Here is a 16,019-nt window from a genome sequence, read left to right on the forward strand (position 1 = left end):
CGAAGGTCGGTAAAATGCGATTTTACCCGATGCTGGTCGCCTGGCTGGAATTCACGCGTTCCGACGATATCCTGGAAACGACATTGCAACACGACACCCCGATTCCGGCGCCGCCGACCCGCGCAATTGCGCCAGCCGTGCTTCGCGACGCGCGGCCTCACGACCCGGCGAGCACGCTTCACGACAACTGAGCGCCTGGCAATCTTCCAGGCCCCGAGGTCCGGGCCACTCGCGGCCTGAGCCTCATTTTCGGCATTAACCTACTGTGCTTCGTCAACTGACGCTCGATCTCGGCACCCCGCCGCCATCGACATTCGACAATTTCTTCGCCGGCGCGAACGCCGAGCTGGTCACGCGCCTGCGTGAGCTCGACGACGCGCTCGCCTCCGGACCGGTCGCCGATCGCACCTTCTACATCTGGGGCGAAGCCGGCAGCGGCCGCACGCACCTGCTGCAGGCGCTCGTGCACGAAGCGCCGCCGGGGCATGCGCGCTTCGCCGGGCCGCAAAGCAGCCTCGCCGCCTTCGGCTTCGATCCGCGCGTCGCGCTCTATGCGATCGACGACTGCGACGCGCTGTCGGCCGCGCAGCAGATCGCCGTGTTCAACCTGTTCAACGAAGTGCGCGCGCATCCGACCAGCGCGCTTGTCGCCGCGGGCAACGCGGCGCCGATCGGCATGACGGTGCGCGAAGATTTGCGCACGCGCCTCGGCTGGGGACTGGTGTTTCACCTTGCGCCGTTGCCCGACGACGCGAAGGCCGCGGTGTTGAAACGCGCGGCGCGCGAGCGCGGCATCATGCTCGCCGACGACGTACCGGCCTACCTGCTCACGCACTTTCGCCGCGACATGCCGAGCCTGATGGCGCTGCTCGACGCGCTCGACCGCTTCTCGCTCGAACAGAAACGCGCGGTCACGCTGCCGCTGTTGCGAACGATGCTCGCGTCGCCCGACCCCGCCGCCGCGCCGGGTTCACACGCCGCTCTTCCCGCTTCAAGTAAAATAGGCGCCCATGGCTAACCTTGCACTCTTCGATCTCGACCACACGCTCATTCCCACCGACAGCGACCACGAATGGGGCCGCTTCATGGTGAAAAAAGGCATGGTCGACGCCGAAAATTTCGGCCCGTGAAAACGATCGCTTTTACGCCGACTACAAGGCCGGCAAGCTCGACATTCACGCTTATCTGATCGCCATGCTGACGCCGCTCGCGAAGTACACACGCGCGCAGCTCGCTGACTTTCACGCGCAGTACATGCACGAGGTCATCTCGCCGGCCATCCAGCCGGTGGCGCTCGAACTCGTGAAACAGCATCGTGAAGCGGGCGACCTGTGCTGCGTCGTCACCGCGACCAACGAGTTCATCACGCGGCCGATCGCGCAGGCGTTCGGCGTCGACACGCTGATCGCGTGCGAGGCGGAGACCGTCGGCGGGGAGCCGCACGGCGCCTACACCGGTCGCCCCACCGGCACGCCGAGCTACAAGGAAGGCAAGATCGTGCGCACCGAAACGTGGCTCGCGTCGCTCGGCAAGAGCTGGAGCGACTTCGAGCACAGCTATTTCTATAGCGATTCGCACAACGACATCCCGCTGCTCGAAAAAGTCACCGATCCCATCGCGACCAATCCGGACGACACGTTGCGCGCCCATGCGCAGGCCAAAGGCTGGCGCATCCTCGAACTCTTCCAACCCTCGTGATCAAGAAACTCATCCGCAAGCTATTCGGCCAGGACACGGCGACCGCTGACGACACGCTCTCCGCCGCCGCCAGCGTCGACGGCAATGCCAATGGCAAGCCGCCGGCGCGCGGCAAGTCCGTATCCGGCACGACCGTATCCGGCACGACCGCTTCCGGCACGGCCGCGCGGCCGCGCCGCAAGTCCGCAGGTGCCGCTGCTGCCGCGCAAGCGCCGCGCGAGCCGGACGTACCCGTCATCATTCCGCACGACGTGCACGGCATCGACCCCACGCTGATCTCGCGCAATGCGATCCGCGTGACCGAGGGCCTGCAACAGGCGGGCTTCCGTGCGTTCATCGTCGGCGGCGCGGTGCGCGACCTGCTGCTCGGCGTCAAGCCGAAAGACTTCGACGTCGCGACCGACGCGACCCCCGAACAGGTGCAGAAGCTGTTCCGCCGCGCGCGCATCATCGGCCGGCGCTTCCAGATCGTGCACGTGCAGTTCGGCCAGGAAATCATCGAGACCTCGACGTTCCGCGCGCTGGTCGATCCGCCCGCGGCCGACGCGCCGCCGCCGAAGCGTCTGAAGCGCGACGAGCTCGACCGCCGTACCCACGCGGTCGATGCGAGCGGCCGCGTGCTGCGCGACAACGTGTGGGGCGAACAGCACGAGGACGCCACGCGCCGCGACTTCACGATCAACGCGATGTACTACGATCCGGCCACGCAAACCGTGCTGGACTACCACAACGGCATGGCCGACATGCGCGCGCGCCTGTTGCGCATGATCGGCGACCCGGTCACGCGCTATCGCGAGGATCCGGTGCGCATGCTGCGCGTCGTGCGCTTCGCCGCCAAGCTCGACTTCGACATCGACGACGCCACGCGCGCGCCGATCGAGAAGATGGCCGATCTGATCAACAACGTGCCCGCCGCGCGTCTGTTCGACGAAATGCTGAAGCTGATGCTGTCGGGTCACGCGCTCGCGTGCCTGAAGTGGCTGCGCCAGGAAGGCCTGCATCACGGGCTGTTGCCGCTGCTCGACGTCGTGCTCGAGCAGCCGACCGGCGAAAAATTCATTTCTCTGGCACTCTCTAACACAGATGCACGCGTGCTCGCCGGCAAGCCGGTGTCGCCGGGCTTCCTGTTCGCGACGCTGTTGTGGCACGACGTGCAGCAGCGCTGGCAGAAGTTCGAGGCCGAAGGCGAGTATCCGGTGCCCGCGCTGCATCGCGCGATGGACGAAGTGCTCGACATGCAGACCGAAAAGCTCGCGATCCACAAGCGCTTCTCGGCCGACATGCGCGAGATCTGGGGCCTGCAGCTACGCCTCGAAAAACGCTCGGGGCGCAGCGCGCTGAAGCTGCTCGAACACCAAAGATTTAGAGCGGGGTATGATTTCCTCCTGTTGCGCTGCGCATCGGGCGAACTCGACGAGTCGGTCGGTGCATGGTGGACGGAGTTCATCGAAGGAGACGTCGCCGCGCGCGAGACATTGCTCACGCAAGGCGGGAAGGACCGGAGCCCAAGAAAACGACGGCGGCGCGGTGGCGCCAGAAGCCGCAAATCAGGTGACGGAGTGGAGGGCGGCTCGTCCGCCGAACGCACGGACAACGACGCGGGCCTCGAAGGCTCGCACGAAGACTGACGCGGCGTTCGCGGAAAAGCCGTCACAACGATAGCTGCAGGAAGTTATGCCATGACGGTTGCTTATCTCGGCCTCGGCGCGAATCTCGGGGACGCGCGCCAGACCCTGAAAGACGCGGTGGTGTGCCTCGCACAACAGCACACCATCACCGTGCTCGCCAAATCGAGCCTGTATCGTACTGCCCCGATCGACGCGGGCGGCGACGACTATTTCAACTGCGTCGTGAAGCTGGAAACGACGCTCCCCGTGCGGCATCTGCTCGCGCTGTGCCACAAGATCGAGCATCAGTTCGGCCGTGAGCGGCCGTTCCGCAATGCGCCGCGCACGCTCGATCTCGACATCCTGCTGTATGGCGATCAATCGATCGACGAAGCCGATCTGATCGTGCCGCACCCACGCCTCGTCGAGCGCGCGTTTGCGCTGGTGCCGCTCGTCGAGATCGACGCGGCGATCGTCATTCCGCTGCATGGCCGGGCCGCCGCGTTGCTCGACAGCGTGAGCGATCAGCGCATCGAGAAAGTAAAGTCGCCCTGCCAGTGCCCGATGCTCAACGCGCTGACCGGCAATTCCGCCGAGAAAGGCCGTTGCGAATGAGTTCGCCGCTCACGGTCACCGCGCCGCAGCTGCGCCCGCCGTTCGGCTATATCGCGATCGAAGGGCCGATCGGCGTCGGCAAAACCTCACTCGCGCGGCGCCTCGCGCAACGCTGGTCGATGCACGAACTGTTCGAACGCTCGCAAGACAATCCGTTTCTTGAACGCTTCTATCGCGACACCACGCGCTACGCGCTACCGGTGCAGTTGCACTTCGCGCTGCAACGCGCGCAGCAGGCGCAGGAAGTCAGCGCCGCACAGGCGAGCGGCACGCCACTGATCGCCGACTTCATCACGCGGCGAAACGACATCTTCGCGCGTCTGACCTTGCAGGAAGACGAGTGGCAGTTGTACCGCGCGCTTGCCGTGCGGCTCGACGTCAGCGCGCCGGAGCCGGACTTCGTCGTTTATCTGCAGGCGAGCCCAGAGGTGCTGTTCGCGCGCATCCAGAAGCGCGCGGTGCCGATGGAGCTGCAGATTTCCGATGCCTATCTGCGCGCGCTGTGCGACGCGTACAACGAATTCTTCTACCACTACGACCGCACGCCCGTGCTGACGGTCAACGCCGAACACCTGAATCCGCTCGACTCCGACGCGGACCTTGCGCTGCTCGCCGAACGCATCGAGACGATGCGCGGCCGCAAGGAATTCTTTGTCAAAGCCACGTCGCTGTAAGCGGCGCGGCTAGTTCATTTTCTTCACTGGATTGACCATGACTTATTTGCAGGAAGCGAGCCGGAGCGCGATCACCGTGCCGAAACTGCAGGCAATGCGCGACGCTGGCGAAAAGATCGCCATGCTCACCTGCTACGACGCGAGCTTCGCCGCGCTGCTCGATCGCGCGGGCGTCGACGTGCTGCTGATCGGCGACTCGCTCGGCAACGTCCTGCAAGGCCAGGCGACCACGCTGCCGGTGTCGCTTGCCGACATCGCGTATCACACGGCGAGCGTCGCGCGCGCGCGGCCGTCGGCGCTGATCGTCGCGGACCTGCCGTTCGGCACCTACGGCACGCGCGAAGACGCATTCAGGAGCTCGGTCGAACTGATGCGCGCGGGCGCGCAGATGGTCAAGCTCGAAGGCGGCGAATGGCTCGCCGACACGGTGCGGTTTCTGGTCGAGCGCTCGATTCCGGTGTGCGCGCATGTGGGTCTTACGCCGCAGTCGGTGCATGCGTTCGGCGGCTTCAAGGTGCAGGCCAAGACCGAAGCGGGCGCGAGCCAGCTGCTGCGCGATTCGCTCGCCGTGCAGGAAGCCGGCGCGCAATTGATCGTGATGGAAGCGATCCCGTCGCAACTCGCGGGCGAAGTCACGCAGCAGCTGCGCATTCCGACGATTGGTATCGGCGCGGGCCTCGGCTGCTCGGGTCAGGTGCTGGTGCTGCACGACATGCTCGGGATTTTTCCTGGCAAGCGACCGCGCTTCGTGAAGGATTTCATGCAGGGACAGCCGAATATTCAGGCGGCCGTCGAGGCGTATGTGCGGGCGGTAAAGGACGGCACGTTTCCCGGCGCCGAGCACACGTTCTGATGCTTCATTGCCGCGCGAGCGCGCGGCATTCCCGTATTTTTCAGTGGTCTAACCAACAAGCCGTGCCGGCACCGCGCCGCGCAACGCGTTGCACACGAGCAGCGCTTCGGCGTTCAGCACATCCGCCCGCGTCAGCACTTTTTCACCTGCCCGCAAGCCCGAGGCCTCGTCGAGCAACACGCTTCGCATTACACCCGGCAGCACGCCTGACGCGAGCGGCGGCGTCCACCATTGTCCCGCGAGCTTCACGAACACGTTCGACCTGCCGCCTTCGGTCAGTTCGCCCCGTTCGTTGAAAAACAGCGTATCGAAGGCGCCCTTCGCTTCGGCTTCGCGCCAGCCGCGGTCGTAGTCTGCCCGGCGCGTGGTCTTGTGGCGCAGCAGCGGATCGGCGGCGTGGGTCGGCGCGAACTGCGCTTCGGGGCCGAGCAGAACTCCAAGGATCGCATCCGCCAACGGCGCAAGGATCGCGGCCGAGAGCTGGGTCACCCCGCTCTTGCTCAAAGCAAGCCGCATTCGATGCGGCATCTGCGCCGGGAGCGTGGCGCACCGCGCTGAAATCTCCCCACGAATGCGCGCTTCGTCGAACCCGAAGCCAAGCGTCGCGGCGCTCGACGACAAGCGCCGCAGATGCCGCTCGACGTGCCGCACGCCGTCTTCCCGCGTCGCGTACATCGTTTCGAACAGTTCGAAACCCGGCTCGGCGCCCATCAGAAAACGTGCTTTCAATCGACACTCCTCGTGCTCGTCGGCGGCCACGCTGTCGAGCACGATGCCCGCGCCGATGCCCATGCTGCCGCGCAGACCATCCGTGCCGCCGGCTTGCGCGGTCGACGCAGTCAACGTCAACGTGCGAATCGCGACCGACATGCAAAAGTCGCCGCAATCGTGATCATCGCCCGGCGCATCGAGCCAGCCGATCGCGCCGGTATAGAGCCCGCGCGGCGTGCTTTCCAGTTCGTCGATCAACTGCATCGTGCGATGCTTCGGCGCACCGGTAATCGAGCCGCAGGGAAACAGCGCGCGCAGGATCGTCGCGAACGAGGTGCCGTCGAGCAACGTCGCCTCGACAGTCGACGTCATCTGCCACACCGACGCATATGGCTCGACCGAAAACAACGCCGGCACGCTGACCGAGCCGATACGCGCGACTCGCGACAGATCGTTGCGCAACAGATCGACGATCATGACGTTCTCGGCGCGGTTCTTCGGATCGGTCGCGAGGAACTCGGCGTTACCCCGGTCGACGGCAGGATCTTGCGAGCGCGGCGCCGTGCCCTTCATCGGCCGCGCGCGCAACGTCGGGCCGTGCTTTTCGACGAATAGTTCGGGCGAACACGACAGCACCCACGCATCGTCCGGCAACGCGATCAGCGCGCCGAACGACACGGGCTGGCGCGCGCGCAACCGCCGATAGAACGCGAGCGGCGAGCCGAACACGTCGAAGCCGAGGCGGTACGTGTAGTTGACCTGATAGGAATCGCCCGCGCGCAGGGCGGCGTGAATCGCGTCGATCGCCGCGTGGAACTCGGCGCGATCGACGCTCTCGCGCACGTTCGCGGTGCCCGCGACCGACGGCTCGAAAGCGCCGTTGTCCCGCGCCGTTAGCCACGCGTCGACCTCGTCGCGCGAAAGCTTCGCACAACGTTCGAACAATAAAAAACGCAGCGTGGCATTGCCACGCTGCGTTTCAGAACACCGGCGCGCATCGAAACGCATCAGCGCGCGGCCAAATTCATAATCGGCGAGCACAACGGCGTGCAAACCGCTCCGGGTATCCGCCGCGACGCCGTCGCACACGGCTTCGAGCTGCGCCGCCTCCGTGCAGACCCGCTCGCGCACGAAACCCGTGTACAAGCGGCTCGACGGAAGCGCCGCCGTTGCACCGCAATCGTCGAGCAGCGCGAACGCCGCGCCGCGACTGACCACCGTCATACTGACCGCCGAATCAAATCAATCGAAAAAGCTCTTTACGCGATCGAACCAGCTCTTGCTTTGCGGACTATGCCGCGAACCGCCTTCCACGAGCGCCTTTTCGAACTGCTTGAGCAGATCGCGCTGCGCTTCGGTGAGCTTGACCGGCGTTTCAACCTGCACGTGTACGTACAGATCGCCGGCGATGCTCGAACGCAGCCCCTTGATGCCCTTGCCGCGCAAACGGAACGTCTTGCCGGACTGCGTGCCTTCCGGCACCGTGAAGCTGGCGCGACCGGCGAGCGTCGGCACCTCGATATCGCCGCCGAGCGCCGCGGTAGTGAACGGGATCGGCATCTGGCAATGCAGATCGTCGCCGTCACGCTCGAACACCGAGTGCTGCTTGATATGAATCTCGACGTACAGATCGCCCGACGGACCGCCGTTGATGCCCGGCTCGCCGTTGCCGGCCGAGCGGATGCGCATGCCGTCGTCGATACCGGCCGGGATCTTCACTTCGAGCGTCTTGGTTTCCTTCACCTTACCCGCGCCGTGGCAGTGATTGCACGGCTCGGGGATGTAGGTGCCGGTGCCGTGGCACTTCGGGCAAGTCTGCTGGATGCTGAAGAAGCCCTGCGACATGCGCACCGAACCCGAGCCGCTACAGGTCGGGCAGGTTTCCGGCTTGGTGCCCGGCTTCGCGCCCGAGCCATGGCAGACTTCGCACGAAACCCAGCTCGGCACGCGAATCTGCGTGTCGTAGCCGTGTGCGGCCTGCTCGAGCGTGATTTCCATGCTGTAGCGCAGATCGGCGCCGCGATACACCTGCGGGCCCGCGCGGCCGCCTCCGCGTGCGCCGCCGCCGGCCGCCTGGCCGAAGATGTCGCCGAAGATGTCGCCGAATGCATCGGCAAAGCCGCCGAAACCTTGCGCGCCGGCCCCACCCATGTTCGGATCGACGCCCGCGTGACCGTACTGATCGTACGCGGCGCGCTTTTGCGAATCCGACAGCATTTCATAGGCTTCCTTCACTTCCTTGAAATGCTCTTCCGCATCCTTGTGACCCGGATTGCGGTCGGGGTGGTGCTTCATCGCGAGCTTGCGATAAGCCTTCTTGATTTCGTCGTCGCTCGCGTTCTTTGCGACGCCCAGAACCTCGTAGTAATCCCGTTTCGCCATATCGGTTCAACGCCGCCGCGCAAAGCGACGCGGTAGCTCCTTGTGAATGCTGTGGAGTCTCACGACTCGTCCGGCCGCTGTCTGCGCCGCGCCAGGGCACGGTTCAAAACAACGCCCTCCATAAAACGAACGTGCCCGGAGAGCCCCAAAAAGGCTCGCCAGGCGCGAAAACCGCTCTTGCACTTTGGGCGCCCCGGGGGCGCCGTTCTCGTGCAGCCGGGCCGTGCACATCGCTGTGCACGGCTTTACGGTCGGATGCCGACCTGGCTTTAGTCTTTCTTCACTTCCTTGAACTCAGCGTCGACCACATCGTCGGCCTGCTGGCTCGCACCCGCCGATGCACCGGCACCGCCGCCCGCCGCGCCCGCCGCCGCTTCGGCACCTTGCGCAGCCTGCATGTCGGCGTACATCTTCTCGCCCATCTTCTGCGAGGCCGTGGCCACCGCTTCGATCTTCGCTTCGATCGCGGCTTTGTCGCTCGAGTTGCTCTTCAGCGTGTCTTCGAGGTCCTTCAACGCGGCTTCGATCTTGTCCTTCTCGCCAGCTTCGAGCTTGTCGCCGTACTCGGTCAGCGCCTTCTTCGTGCTGTGGACGAGCGCGTCACCCTGGTTGCGGGCGTCGGCCAGCTCACGCAGCTTGTGATCTTCTTCCGCGTTCGCTTCGGCGTCCTTCACCATCTTCTCGATTTCGGCTTCGGACAGACCCGAGTTCGCCTTGATCGTGATGCGGTTCTCCTTGCCGGTCGCCTTGTCCTTCGCGCCGACGTGCAGAATGCCGTTCGCGTCGATGTCGAAGCTCACTTCGATCTGCGGCACGCCGCGCGGTGCCGGCGGAATGCCTTCGAGGTTGAACTCGCCGAGCAGCTTGTTGCCCGCTGCCATTTCGCGTTCGCCCTGGAACACCTTGATCGTCACGGCGCCTTGATTATCATCAGCCGTCGAGTAGACCTGCGCGTGCTTGGTCGGGATCGTCGTGTTCTTGTTGATCATCTTCGTCATCACGCCGCCGAGCGTTTCGATGCCGAGCGACAACGGGGTCACGTCGAGCAGCAGCACGTCCTTGCGGTCGCCCGACAGAACCTGGCCCTGGATCGCGGCACCAACGGCCACGGCTTCGTCCGGGTTCACGTCACGGCGCGGATCCTTGCCGAAGAACTCCTTCACCTTTTCCTGCACCTTCGGCATACGGGTCATACCGCCGACCAGGATCACGTCGTCGACTTCGCCGACCTTCACGCCCGCGTCCTTGATCGCGACGCGGCACGGTTCGATGGTGCGTTCGATCAGGTCTTCGACCAGCGCTTCCAGCTTGGCGCGCGTGATCTTCAGGTTCAGGTGCTTCGGACCCGATGCGTCCGCCGTGATGTACGGCAGGTTGATTTCGGTCTGCTGGCTCGACGACAGCTCGATCTTGGCCTTTTCAGCCGATTCCTTCAGGCGCTGCAGCGCGAGCACGTCTTTCGACAGATCGACGCCCTGCTCCTTCTTGAACTCGCCGATGATGTAGTCGATGATGCGCTGGTCGAAGTCTTCGCCGCCGAGGAACGTATCGCCGTTCGTGGACAGCACTTCGAACTGCATTTCACCGTCGACGTCCGCGATTTCGATGATCGACACGTCGAACGTACCGCCGCCCAGGTCGTACACCGCGATCTTGCGATCGCCCTTTTCAGCTTTGTCCAGACCGAACGCGAGAGCCGCGGCGGTCGGTTCGTTGATGATCCGCTTGACTTCCAGACCGGCGATGCGGCCGGCGTCCTTGGTTGCCTGACGCTGGCTGTCGTTGAAGTACGCCGGCACCGTGATCACGGCTTCCGTGACGGTCTCGCCAAGGTAGTCCTCAGCGGTCTTCTTCATCTTGCGCAGGACTTCGGCGGAGATTTGCGGCGGCGCGAGCTTCTGGTCGCGCACTTCGACCCACGCGTCACCGTTGTCGGCCTTGATGATCTTGTAGGGCATCAGGCCGATGTCCTTCTGCACTTCCTTCTCTTCGAAGCGTCGGCCGATCAGGCGCTTGACCGCGAACAGCGTGTTCTTCGGGTTCGTGACCGACTGACGCTTGGCCGGCGCGCCGACCAGGATCTCGCTGTCATCCATGTAAGCGATGATCGACGGCGTGGTGCGCGCGCCTTCCGAGTTCTCGATGACCTTGACCGAGTTGCCTTCCATGATCGCCACGCACGAGTTGGTCGTGCCGAGGTCGATACCGATGATTTTGCCCATTTTTACAAATCTCCTGACTTTGATCGCTGCGGAAAGCGCCCGGTTGACCCATTTGGCGGCGGGACGATCCGCTCTCAATTCATACCTGCACTCAAAATAAGTGCGGCCACATCGTTTTCAAGACCTCTTTTGCGATGCGGTCTTTAATTTTTTTCAATCACGGGGCGAGGCGCCTGAATCTTCGCTGCGAGCCCGCTCCGTCAGTCTGCGCGGCGCCCCCGGCGTGGTTCGCCGGAAGTGCCTGAATCGATGGGATCTTTGCGGCACGTAGCGATGCGAAGCGACGCAGCAGACGCCACCGGCGCAAACGCCCGGAGCGAGTGTCGACGTGATTACTTCGGCGCCGCGACGGTCACGAGCGCGGGACGCAGTACGCGATCCGCGATCACAAAGCCCTTTTGCAGCACCGCGACGACGGTGTTCGGCTCCTGGTCGGCCGGCACCATCGAAATGGCCTGATGGCGGTGCGGATCGAACTTTTCGCCGACCGGATTGATCGCCACGACGCGACCCTTCTCGAGCGCGCCGTTCAACTGCCGCAGCGTGAGCTCGACGCCTTCGCGGACCTTCTGCAAGTCGTCGGACGAATGGGCGACGGCCGCCTCGAGACTGTCGACCACCGGCAGCAGATGCTCGGCGAAGCTCTCGATCGCAAACTTGTGCGCCTTGGCGACGTCTTCCTGAGCGCGCCGGCGCACGTTTTCGGTTTCGGCCTTCGCGCGCAGGAAGCTTTCCTGCAACTCGGCGATCTTCGCCTGAGCGTCGGCCAGCGCCTGCTCGGCGGCACCCTGGGCCGGTTCCGCGGGGGCGCCGGTGTCCGGCTGTTGAGCAGCGGCCCCAGCCGCCTCGGCGGCCTGGCGCGCGGCTTCGTCGGCGGGCGTGGGATTCTGGCTCGTCGGGTTCTCTTGCGTGTTTTCCATGTCGCTGAAAGTCGTTAAAAAGTAAAAGCCAAAGGCGGTGCAAGCCGTTCCGACACAGTACGATTCATGCTTTGCAAAATCGCGACACGCGTCTTCGCGCCGATCCGCCAGACCGGACCCCAGATGGGGCCTGAAAAAGCCGTTTCAAGCGGGTCGAGGGTTTTCGCACCACCGACGTGCAGGCGAAATGCGCCGTAACAAGCCTCAACGTGGCGCAATCAGATAGAGATTGAGTGCAGCCCGCAACTGACCTATTCTCCAGTCATGGAGCGGCAACGCCACGTTAACCCTAATCTGACGTAAGCGTTACCGACACCTGACAGTCGTTCCGATAGCCTGTTTCAGCCCATCAAGGGAGTACCGTGAAACTGACCTTTGCAATCGGGGTGGTCGCACTGGTACTGATCGCGGGCACCACGACCATCTGCATGTCCGGTGCGGTCAACGACCACACCACCGAGTACGGCGGCGCACACGCCACCGTGGAGCAGTTTCTCAATCCCCACCTGAAAATCTGTCGATAGTGCGCCGGTCGCGTTTGGTCGGTCGGCCGTGCAGCGCGGCGGCCGGCTCGTGGTAGACCTTGCGCCGTTCCTGCTCGACCTGCCGCTTCGCCTTGCTCTGCGCGGTTTCCACATAAAGCGTCTGCGCGACGCTCGCCGGACCGCGTACGTCGCATACGCCCAGCACCTCCACCTGCCACACGTAGCGCTCGATCTCGATTTCGACCAGATCGCCGACACGCACGTCCTTCGCCGGCTTCACGGCGACGCCGCCGATACGCACCCGCCCCTTGTCGACCGCCTCCGCGGCCAGCGAACGCGTCTTGAAGAAGCGCGCGGCCCACAGCCATTTGTCGATGCGCAGTTTCGCGCCCGGTTCGGTTGAAATGCGGTAGTTCATCTGCGTATTCAAGCTCCTGTCGTGTGCGGCACCGGCACCGCCTGCACGGGCCAGCCCTGCAGATGCTGCGCAACGATTTCGCCAAGCGCGGCAACCCACGGCTGCGACGCGTTCAGACAGGCGATCCGGTGAAACTCCTTGCCACCCGCCTGCAGAAATTCGCCGCGCCCTTCCATGCCGATTTCCTCGATCGTTTCGAGGCAGTCGGCGGTGAAACCCGGGCAAAACACGTCAGCACGCCGCACGCCTGCCGCGCCGAGTTCCTTCAACGTCGGCGCCGTGTAGGGCTGCAGCCATTCGGCATTGCCGAAGCGCGACTGGAACGTGATGCGGCATTCGACCGACGTCAAATCGAGCGCCTGCATCAGCAGCGCGCCGGTCTGCTGGCATTGCTCGTGGTACGGGTCGCCGAGATCGAGCGTGCGCTTGGGCACGCCGTGGAAACTGAGCACGAGCTTGTCGCCCGCCGCGAAATCGGGGCGGCCGTGCAGATGCCAGTAGTGGTGCACCTGTGCGGCGAGCGCCGCGATGTACGCCGGGGTGATCGGCGTACTGGCGCACGGTGCGGATTTCCGGCTGGTTGCGCATGCGCTTGAGCGCGGAAAAGGCTTCGTCGAACGCGGTCGCAGTGGTCGACGCCGAATACTGCGGATACATCGGCATCAGCAACACGCGCTCGGCGCCCGCGAGCTTCAGCTGGTTCAGCATTGCCGGAATGCCGGGCGTGCCGTAGCGCATTGCGTAGTCGACCAGCACCGTGTAGTCGTTCAGTTGCAGCAGATGGCGCAGGCCCTCGACCTGCTTTTCGGTGTGGACGCGCAGCGGTGAGCCCTCGGGCATCCACACCGCCGCATACTTCTTCGCAGAGCTGCGGCCGCGCAACGGCAGAATCAGCAGACGCAGAATGAGCTGCCACAGCAGCGCCGGAATTTCGACCACGCGAGGATCGGACAGGAACTGCGCAAGGTAGCGGCGCACCGCGCGCGGCGTCGGCGCGTCGGGCGTGCCGAGATTGATCAGCAACACGGCGACGCGATGCGACGTGGCGTTCTGTGAAGGCCGCTCGAGGTCGAAGCGCATAGGTAGCAGAAATCACCGCATTTTGCGGCGAGTCGATTCAATGGAGATTCATTATAGCGGCGCAGGTTCTGCCCGGCGCCGCCAGAGACCCCTGGCCATTCGGACGATTGGCAGACACCGCGCGTTCGCGCATCATGATCGCCACGGACTGCGATGACGACAGTTCCGCGGAGCCCGAGGACTACTGCTGGCTGAGCGTCATGGACAACAGCCGCGCGGTTATGTCCACGATCGGAATCACGCGGTTGTAGGCCATGCGGGTCGGTCCGATCACACCGAGCGTGCCGACGATCTTGCCGTTCACCTCGTACGGCGCGGTGACGACGCTCATTTCCTCGATCGGTACCAGATTCGATTCGCCGCCAATGAATATTTGCACGCCCGCCGCGTGACTCGACACGTCGAGCAACTGAAGGAGGCTGGTCTTCTGGTCGAACACATCGAACAGCTTGCGCAGGCGCGCCATGTCCGACGAAAGATCGGCGACTTCGAGCAGATTGCGCTCGCCCGAGATCAACACGGTCTCGCCGGTGTCGGATTCGTCGGTGCTGGCGGTGACGGCCGCGTGCATCAGCGAGGTCATGTCGCCACGCAGCTCGTCGATTTCCTCGCGCAGGCGGCGGCGCACCTCGTCGAACGAGAGGCCAGCGAAGTGCGCGTTGATGTAATTGGAGGCTTCCACCAGCTGCGAAGGCGAAAAGTCGCGCTGGGTGGCGAGGATGCGGTTTTGCACGTCGCCTTCGGGCGTCACGATGATCAGCAGAATGCGCTGGTCGGACAGGCGCATGAATTCGATCTGCTTGAACACGTGGCTGCGACGCGGCGTGAGCACGACGCCGGCGAACTGCGACAGATTTGAGAGCACGCTCGCCGCCGCGGCGACGATCTTCTGCGGCTCGCCCACCTGCAGCGTGGTCTTGACGGTGCGCGTCACCGCCTCCTCGTCGGCGGCGGATTCGACGGTCAGCATCGTGTCGACGAACAGGCGGTAGCCGCGTGGCGTCGGAATGCGCCCTGCCGACGTATGCGGACTGATCACGAGCCCCAGATCCTCGAGGTCCGACATCACGTTGCGGATCGTGGCCGGACTCAGTTCGAGGCCCGAATAACGTGACAGCGTGCGCGAGCCGACCGGCTGACCTTCGGCGATGTAGCGCTCAATCAGCGTTTTGAGGAGGGTTTGTGCGCGAGGATCTAGCATGACGAAAAATTTTAGCTCAATGGCATCGCAGCCGTGAGCGCCCGCGGCGCCCGCTCCCGGCGAATGCACCGCCGTCGGCGGGCTCGCATGTCATCGGGTCTTCACCATTCTAACGATAATCGCGACATACGCAGACGCCCTGCGTGCGCCGCCCCACAACCGGGTCGGTCTGCGGTTCTTTTCAGGCCCTACCTATGGTGTAATGCCGGCATGCAAGTGACCAGCCAGTTCAAGACCGTCGCGCTCGTCGGGCGCAGCAATACGCCAGGCATCGGCGAGCCGCTGACCGCGCTCGCCGCCTGCATCGCGAAGCTCGGCCTCGAAGTCGTGTTCGAAGCAGACACCGCCGCCGAAATCGGCGTGACCGACTATCCGGCGCTGCGTCTCGCCGAGATCGGCGCGCGCGCCGACGTCGCCGTGGTGCTCGGCGGCGACGGCACGATGCTCGGCATCGGCCGCCAGCTCGCGCCGTATCGCACGCCCTTGATCGGCATCAACCACGGGCGGCTCGGCTTCATCACGGACATTCCGATCTCCGACATGCGCGAGATCGTGCCGCAGATGCTGTCCGGCAATTTCGAGCGCGAGGAGCGCGTGCTGCTCGAAGCGCGCATCGTGCGCGACGGCACGCCGATCTACCACGCGCTCGCGTTCAACGACGTGGTGGTCAACCGCAGCGGCTTCTCGGGCATGGCGGAGTTGCGCGTGTCGGTCGACGGCCGCTTCATGTACAACCAGCGCTCGGACGGCCTGATCGTCGCGACGCCGACCGGCTCGACCGCGTATTCGCTGTCCTCGCAGGGGCCGATCCTGCATCCGCAACTACAGGGCATCGTGCTCGTGCCGATCGCGCCGCACGCGCTGTCGAACCGGCCGATCGTGCTGCCGGACGAATCGAAGGTCAGCATCCAGATCGTTTCCGGGCGCGAGGTGAACGTCAATTTCGACATGCAGTCGTTCACGTCGCTGGAGCTCGGCGACACGATCGAGGTGCGCCGTTCGCGCCACACGGTGCCGATGCTGCATCCGGTCGGCTACAGCTACTATGCGACGTTACGCCAGAAGCTGCACTGGCACGAGTACCCGTCGCACGAAGAAGACCCGAGGCCGTAAGCGGCACTTTGATTTCGCACGCCGCCGCGGCCGCCACCCG

14 protein-coding genes and 2 pseudogenes are annotated in these 16,019 nt (G+C 64.5%); 9 read left to right on the forward strand and 7 right to left on the reverse strand.

What is annotated here, in order from left to right; translation table 11 throughout:
* The first annotated feature begins 29 nt into the window (after positions 1–29).
* From OKW39_RS08830 to panB, 7 genes and pseudogenes are all read left to right on the forward strand, one after another.
* The gene (locus tag OKW39_RS08830) at positions 30–191 is read left to right on the forward strand and encodes a hypothetical protein (protein WP_187627320.1); all 162 of its coding nucleotides are present in this window, start codon (positions 30–32) and stop codon (positions 189–191) included.
* Between the two features lie 74 nt (positions 192–265).
* Positions 266–1,018: a DnaA regulatory inactivator Hda gene (hda, locus tag OKW39_RS08835; RefSeq protein WP_090803130.1), complete on the forward strand. Its 753-nt coding sequence runs from the start codon at positions 266–268 to the stop codon at positions 1,016–1,018.
* Positions 1,011–1,698: pseudogene (locus OKW39_RS08840) on the forward strand (HAD family hydrolase). Before hda ends, OKW39_RS08840 begins: the two are co-directional and overlap by 8 nt.
* Positions 1,695–3,326, forward strand: a complete 1,632-nt coding sequence (gene pcnB / locus OKW39_RS08845) for a polynucleotide adenylyltransferase PcnB (protein ID WP_429407369.1) — start codon at positions 1,695–1,697, stop codon at positions 3,324–3,326. The pseudogene OKW39_RS08840 and the gene pcnB overlap by 4 nt, the downstream one beginning before the upstream one ends.
* Positions 3,327–3,377: 51 nt before the next feature.
* Positions 3,378–3,920 (forward strand): 2-amino-4-hydroxy-6-hydroxymethyldihydropteridine diphosphokinase, encoded by a 543-nt coding sequence (gene folK / locus OKW39_RS08850; protein WP_090803125.1) that lies wholly within the window; start codon positions 3,378–3,380, stop codon positions 3,918–3,920.
* Complete coding sequence (locus OKW39_RS08855) at positions 3,917–4,594, forward strand: deoxynucleoside kinase (RefSeq protein WP_429562450.1); 678 nt, start codon at positions 3,917–3,919, stop codon at positions 4,592–4,594. Before folK ends, OKW39_RS08855 begins: the two co-directional genes overlap by 4 nt.
* A 37-nt stretch (positions 4,595–4,631) precedes the next feature.
* Entirely contained in the window at positions 4,632–5,447 is an 816-nt protein-coding gene (panB, locus tag OKW39_RS08860; protein WP_184034424.1) for a 3-methyl-2-oxobutanoate hydroxymethyltransferase, read from the forward strand.
* A gap of 48 nt (positions 5,448–5,495) precedes the next feature.
* Here panB and pabB read toward each other — a convergent pair whose 3' ends face one another.
* The 4 genes from pabB to grpE form a co-directional block, all read right to left on the reverse strand.
* Complete coding sequence (pabB, locus tag OKW39_RS08865) at positions 5,496–7,382, reverse strand: aminodeoxychorismate synthase component I (protein WP_429562451.1); 1,887 nt, start codon at positions 7,380–7,382, stop codon at positions 5,496–5,498.
* An 18-nt stretch (positions 7,383–7,400) separates the two neighbouring features.
* On the reverse strand, positions 7,401–8,540 hold the full coding sequence (gene dnaJ, locus OKW39_RS08870) for a molecular chaperone DnaJ (protein ID WP_018419484.1): 1,140 nt from the start codon (positions 8,538–8,540) through the stop codon (positions 7,401–7,403).
* A gap of 269 nt (positions 8,541–8,809) precedes the next feature.
* Complete coding sequence (gene dnaK / locus OKW39_RS08875; RefSeq protein WP_090803118.1) at positions 8,810–10,762, reverse strand: molecular chaperone DnaK; 1,953 nt, start codon at positions 10,760–10,762, stop codon at positions 8,810–8,812.
* A 332-nt stretch (positions 10,763–11,094) separates the two neighbouring features.
* Positions 11,095–11,682: a nucleotide exchange factor GrpE gene (gene grpE, locus OKW39_RS08880; protein WP_429335774.1), complete on the reverse strand. Its 588-nt coding sequence runs from the start codon at positions 11,680–11,682 to the stop codon at positions 11,095–11,097.
* A gap of 362 nt (positions 11,683–12,044) precedes the next feature.
* Between grpE and OKW39_RS08885 the strand changes: the two genes are divergently transcribed.
* Complete coding sequence (locus OKW39_RS08885) at positions 12,045–12,206, forward strand: hypothetical protein (RefSeq protein WP_167368620.1); 162 nt, start codon at positions 12,045–12,047, stop codon at positions 12,204–12,206.
* On the opposite strand, the gene OKW39_RS08890 is transcribed toward OKW39_RS08885, so the two are convergent.
* The 3 genes and pseudogenes from OKW39_RS08890 to hrcA all read right to left on the reverse strand — a co-directional run bounded on the left by OKW39_RS08890 (position 12,178) and on the right by hrcA (position 14,866).
* Positions 12,178–12,585: an RNA-binding S4 domain-containing protein gene (locus OKW39_RS08890; protein WP_018419480.1), complete on the reverse strand. Its 408-nt coding sequence runs from the start codon at positions 12,583–12,585 to the stop codon at positions 12,178–12,180. The genes OKW39_RS08885 and OKW39_RS08890 overlap by 29 nt on opposite strands.
* Positions 12,586–12,593: 8 nt before the next feature.
* Positions 12,594–13,665, reverse strand: a pseudogene (gene hemH, locus OKW39_RS08895) (ferrochelatase).
* A gap of 181 nt (positions 13,666–13,846) precedes the next feature.
* Complete coding sequence (gene hrcA / locus OKW39_RS08900; RefSeq protein WP_090803113.1) at positions 13,847–14,866, reverse strand: heat-inducible transcriptional repressor HrcA; 1,020 nt, start codon at positions 14,864–14,866, stop codon at positions 13,847–13,849.
* A 210-nt stretch (positions 14,867–15,076) separates the two neighbouring features.
* On the opposite strand from hrcA, the gene OKW39_RS08905 reads away from it, so the two are divergent.
* Positions 15,077–15,979 (forward strand): NAD kinase, encoded by a 903-nt coding sequence (locus OKW39_RS08905; RefSeq protein WP_090803112.1) that lies wholly within the window; start codon positions 15,077–15,079, stop codon positions 15,977–15,979.
* The last annotated feature ends 40 nt before the right edge of the window (positions 15,980–16,019 follow it).

The sequence above is a fragment of the Paraburkholderia sp. MM6662-R1 genome (assembly GCF_050436245.1).
Lineage (GTDB): Bacteria > Pseudomonadota > Gammaproteobacteria > Burkholderiales > Burkholderiaceae > Paraburkholderia > Paraburkholderia tuberum.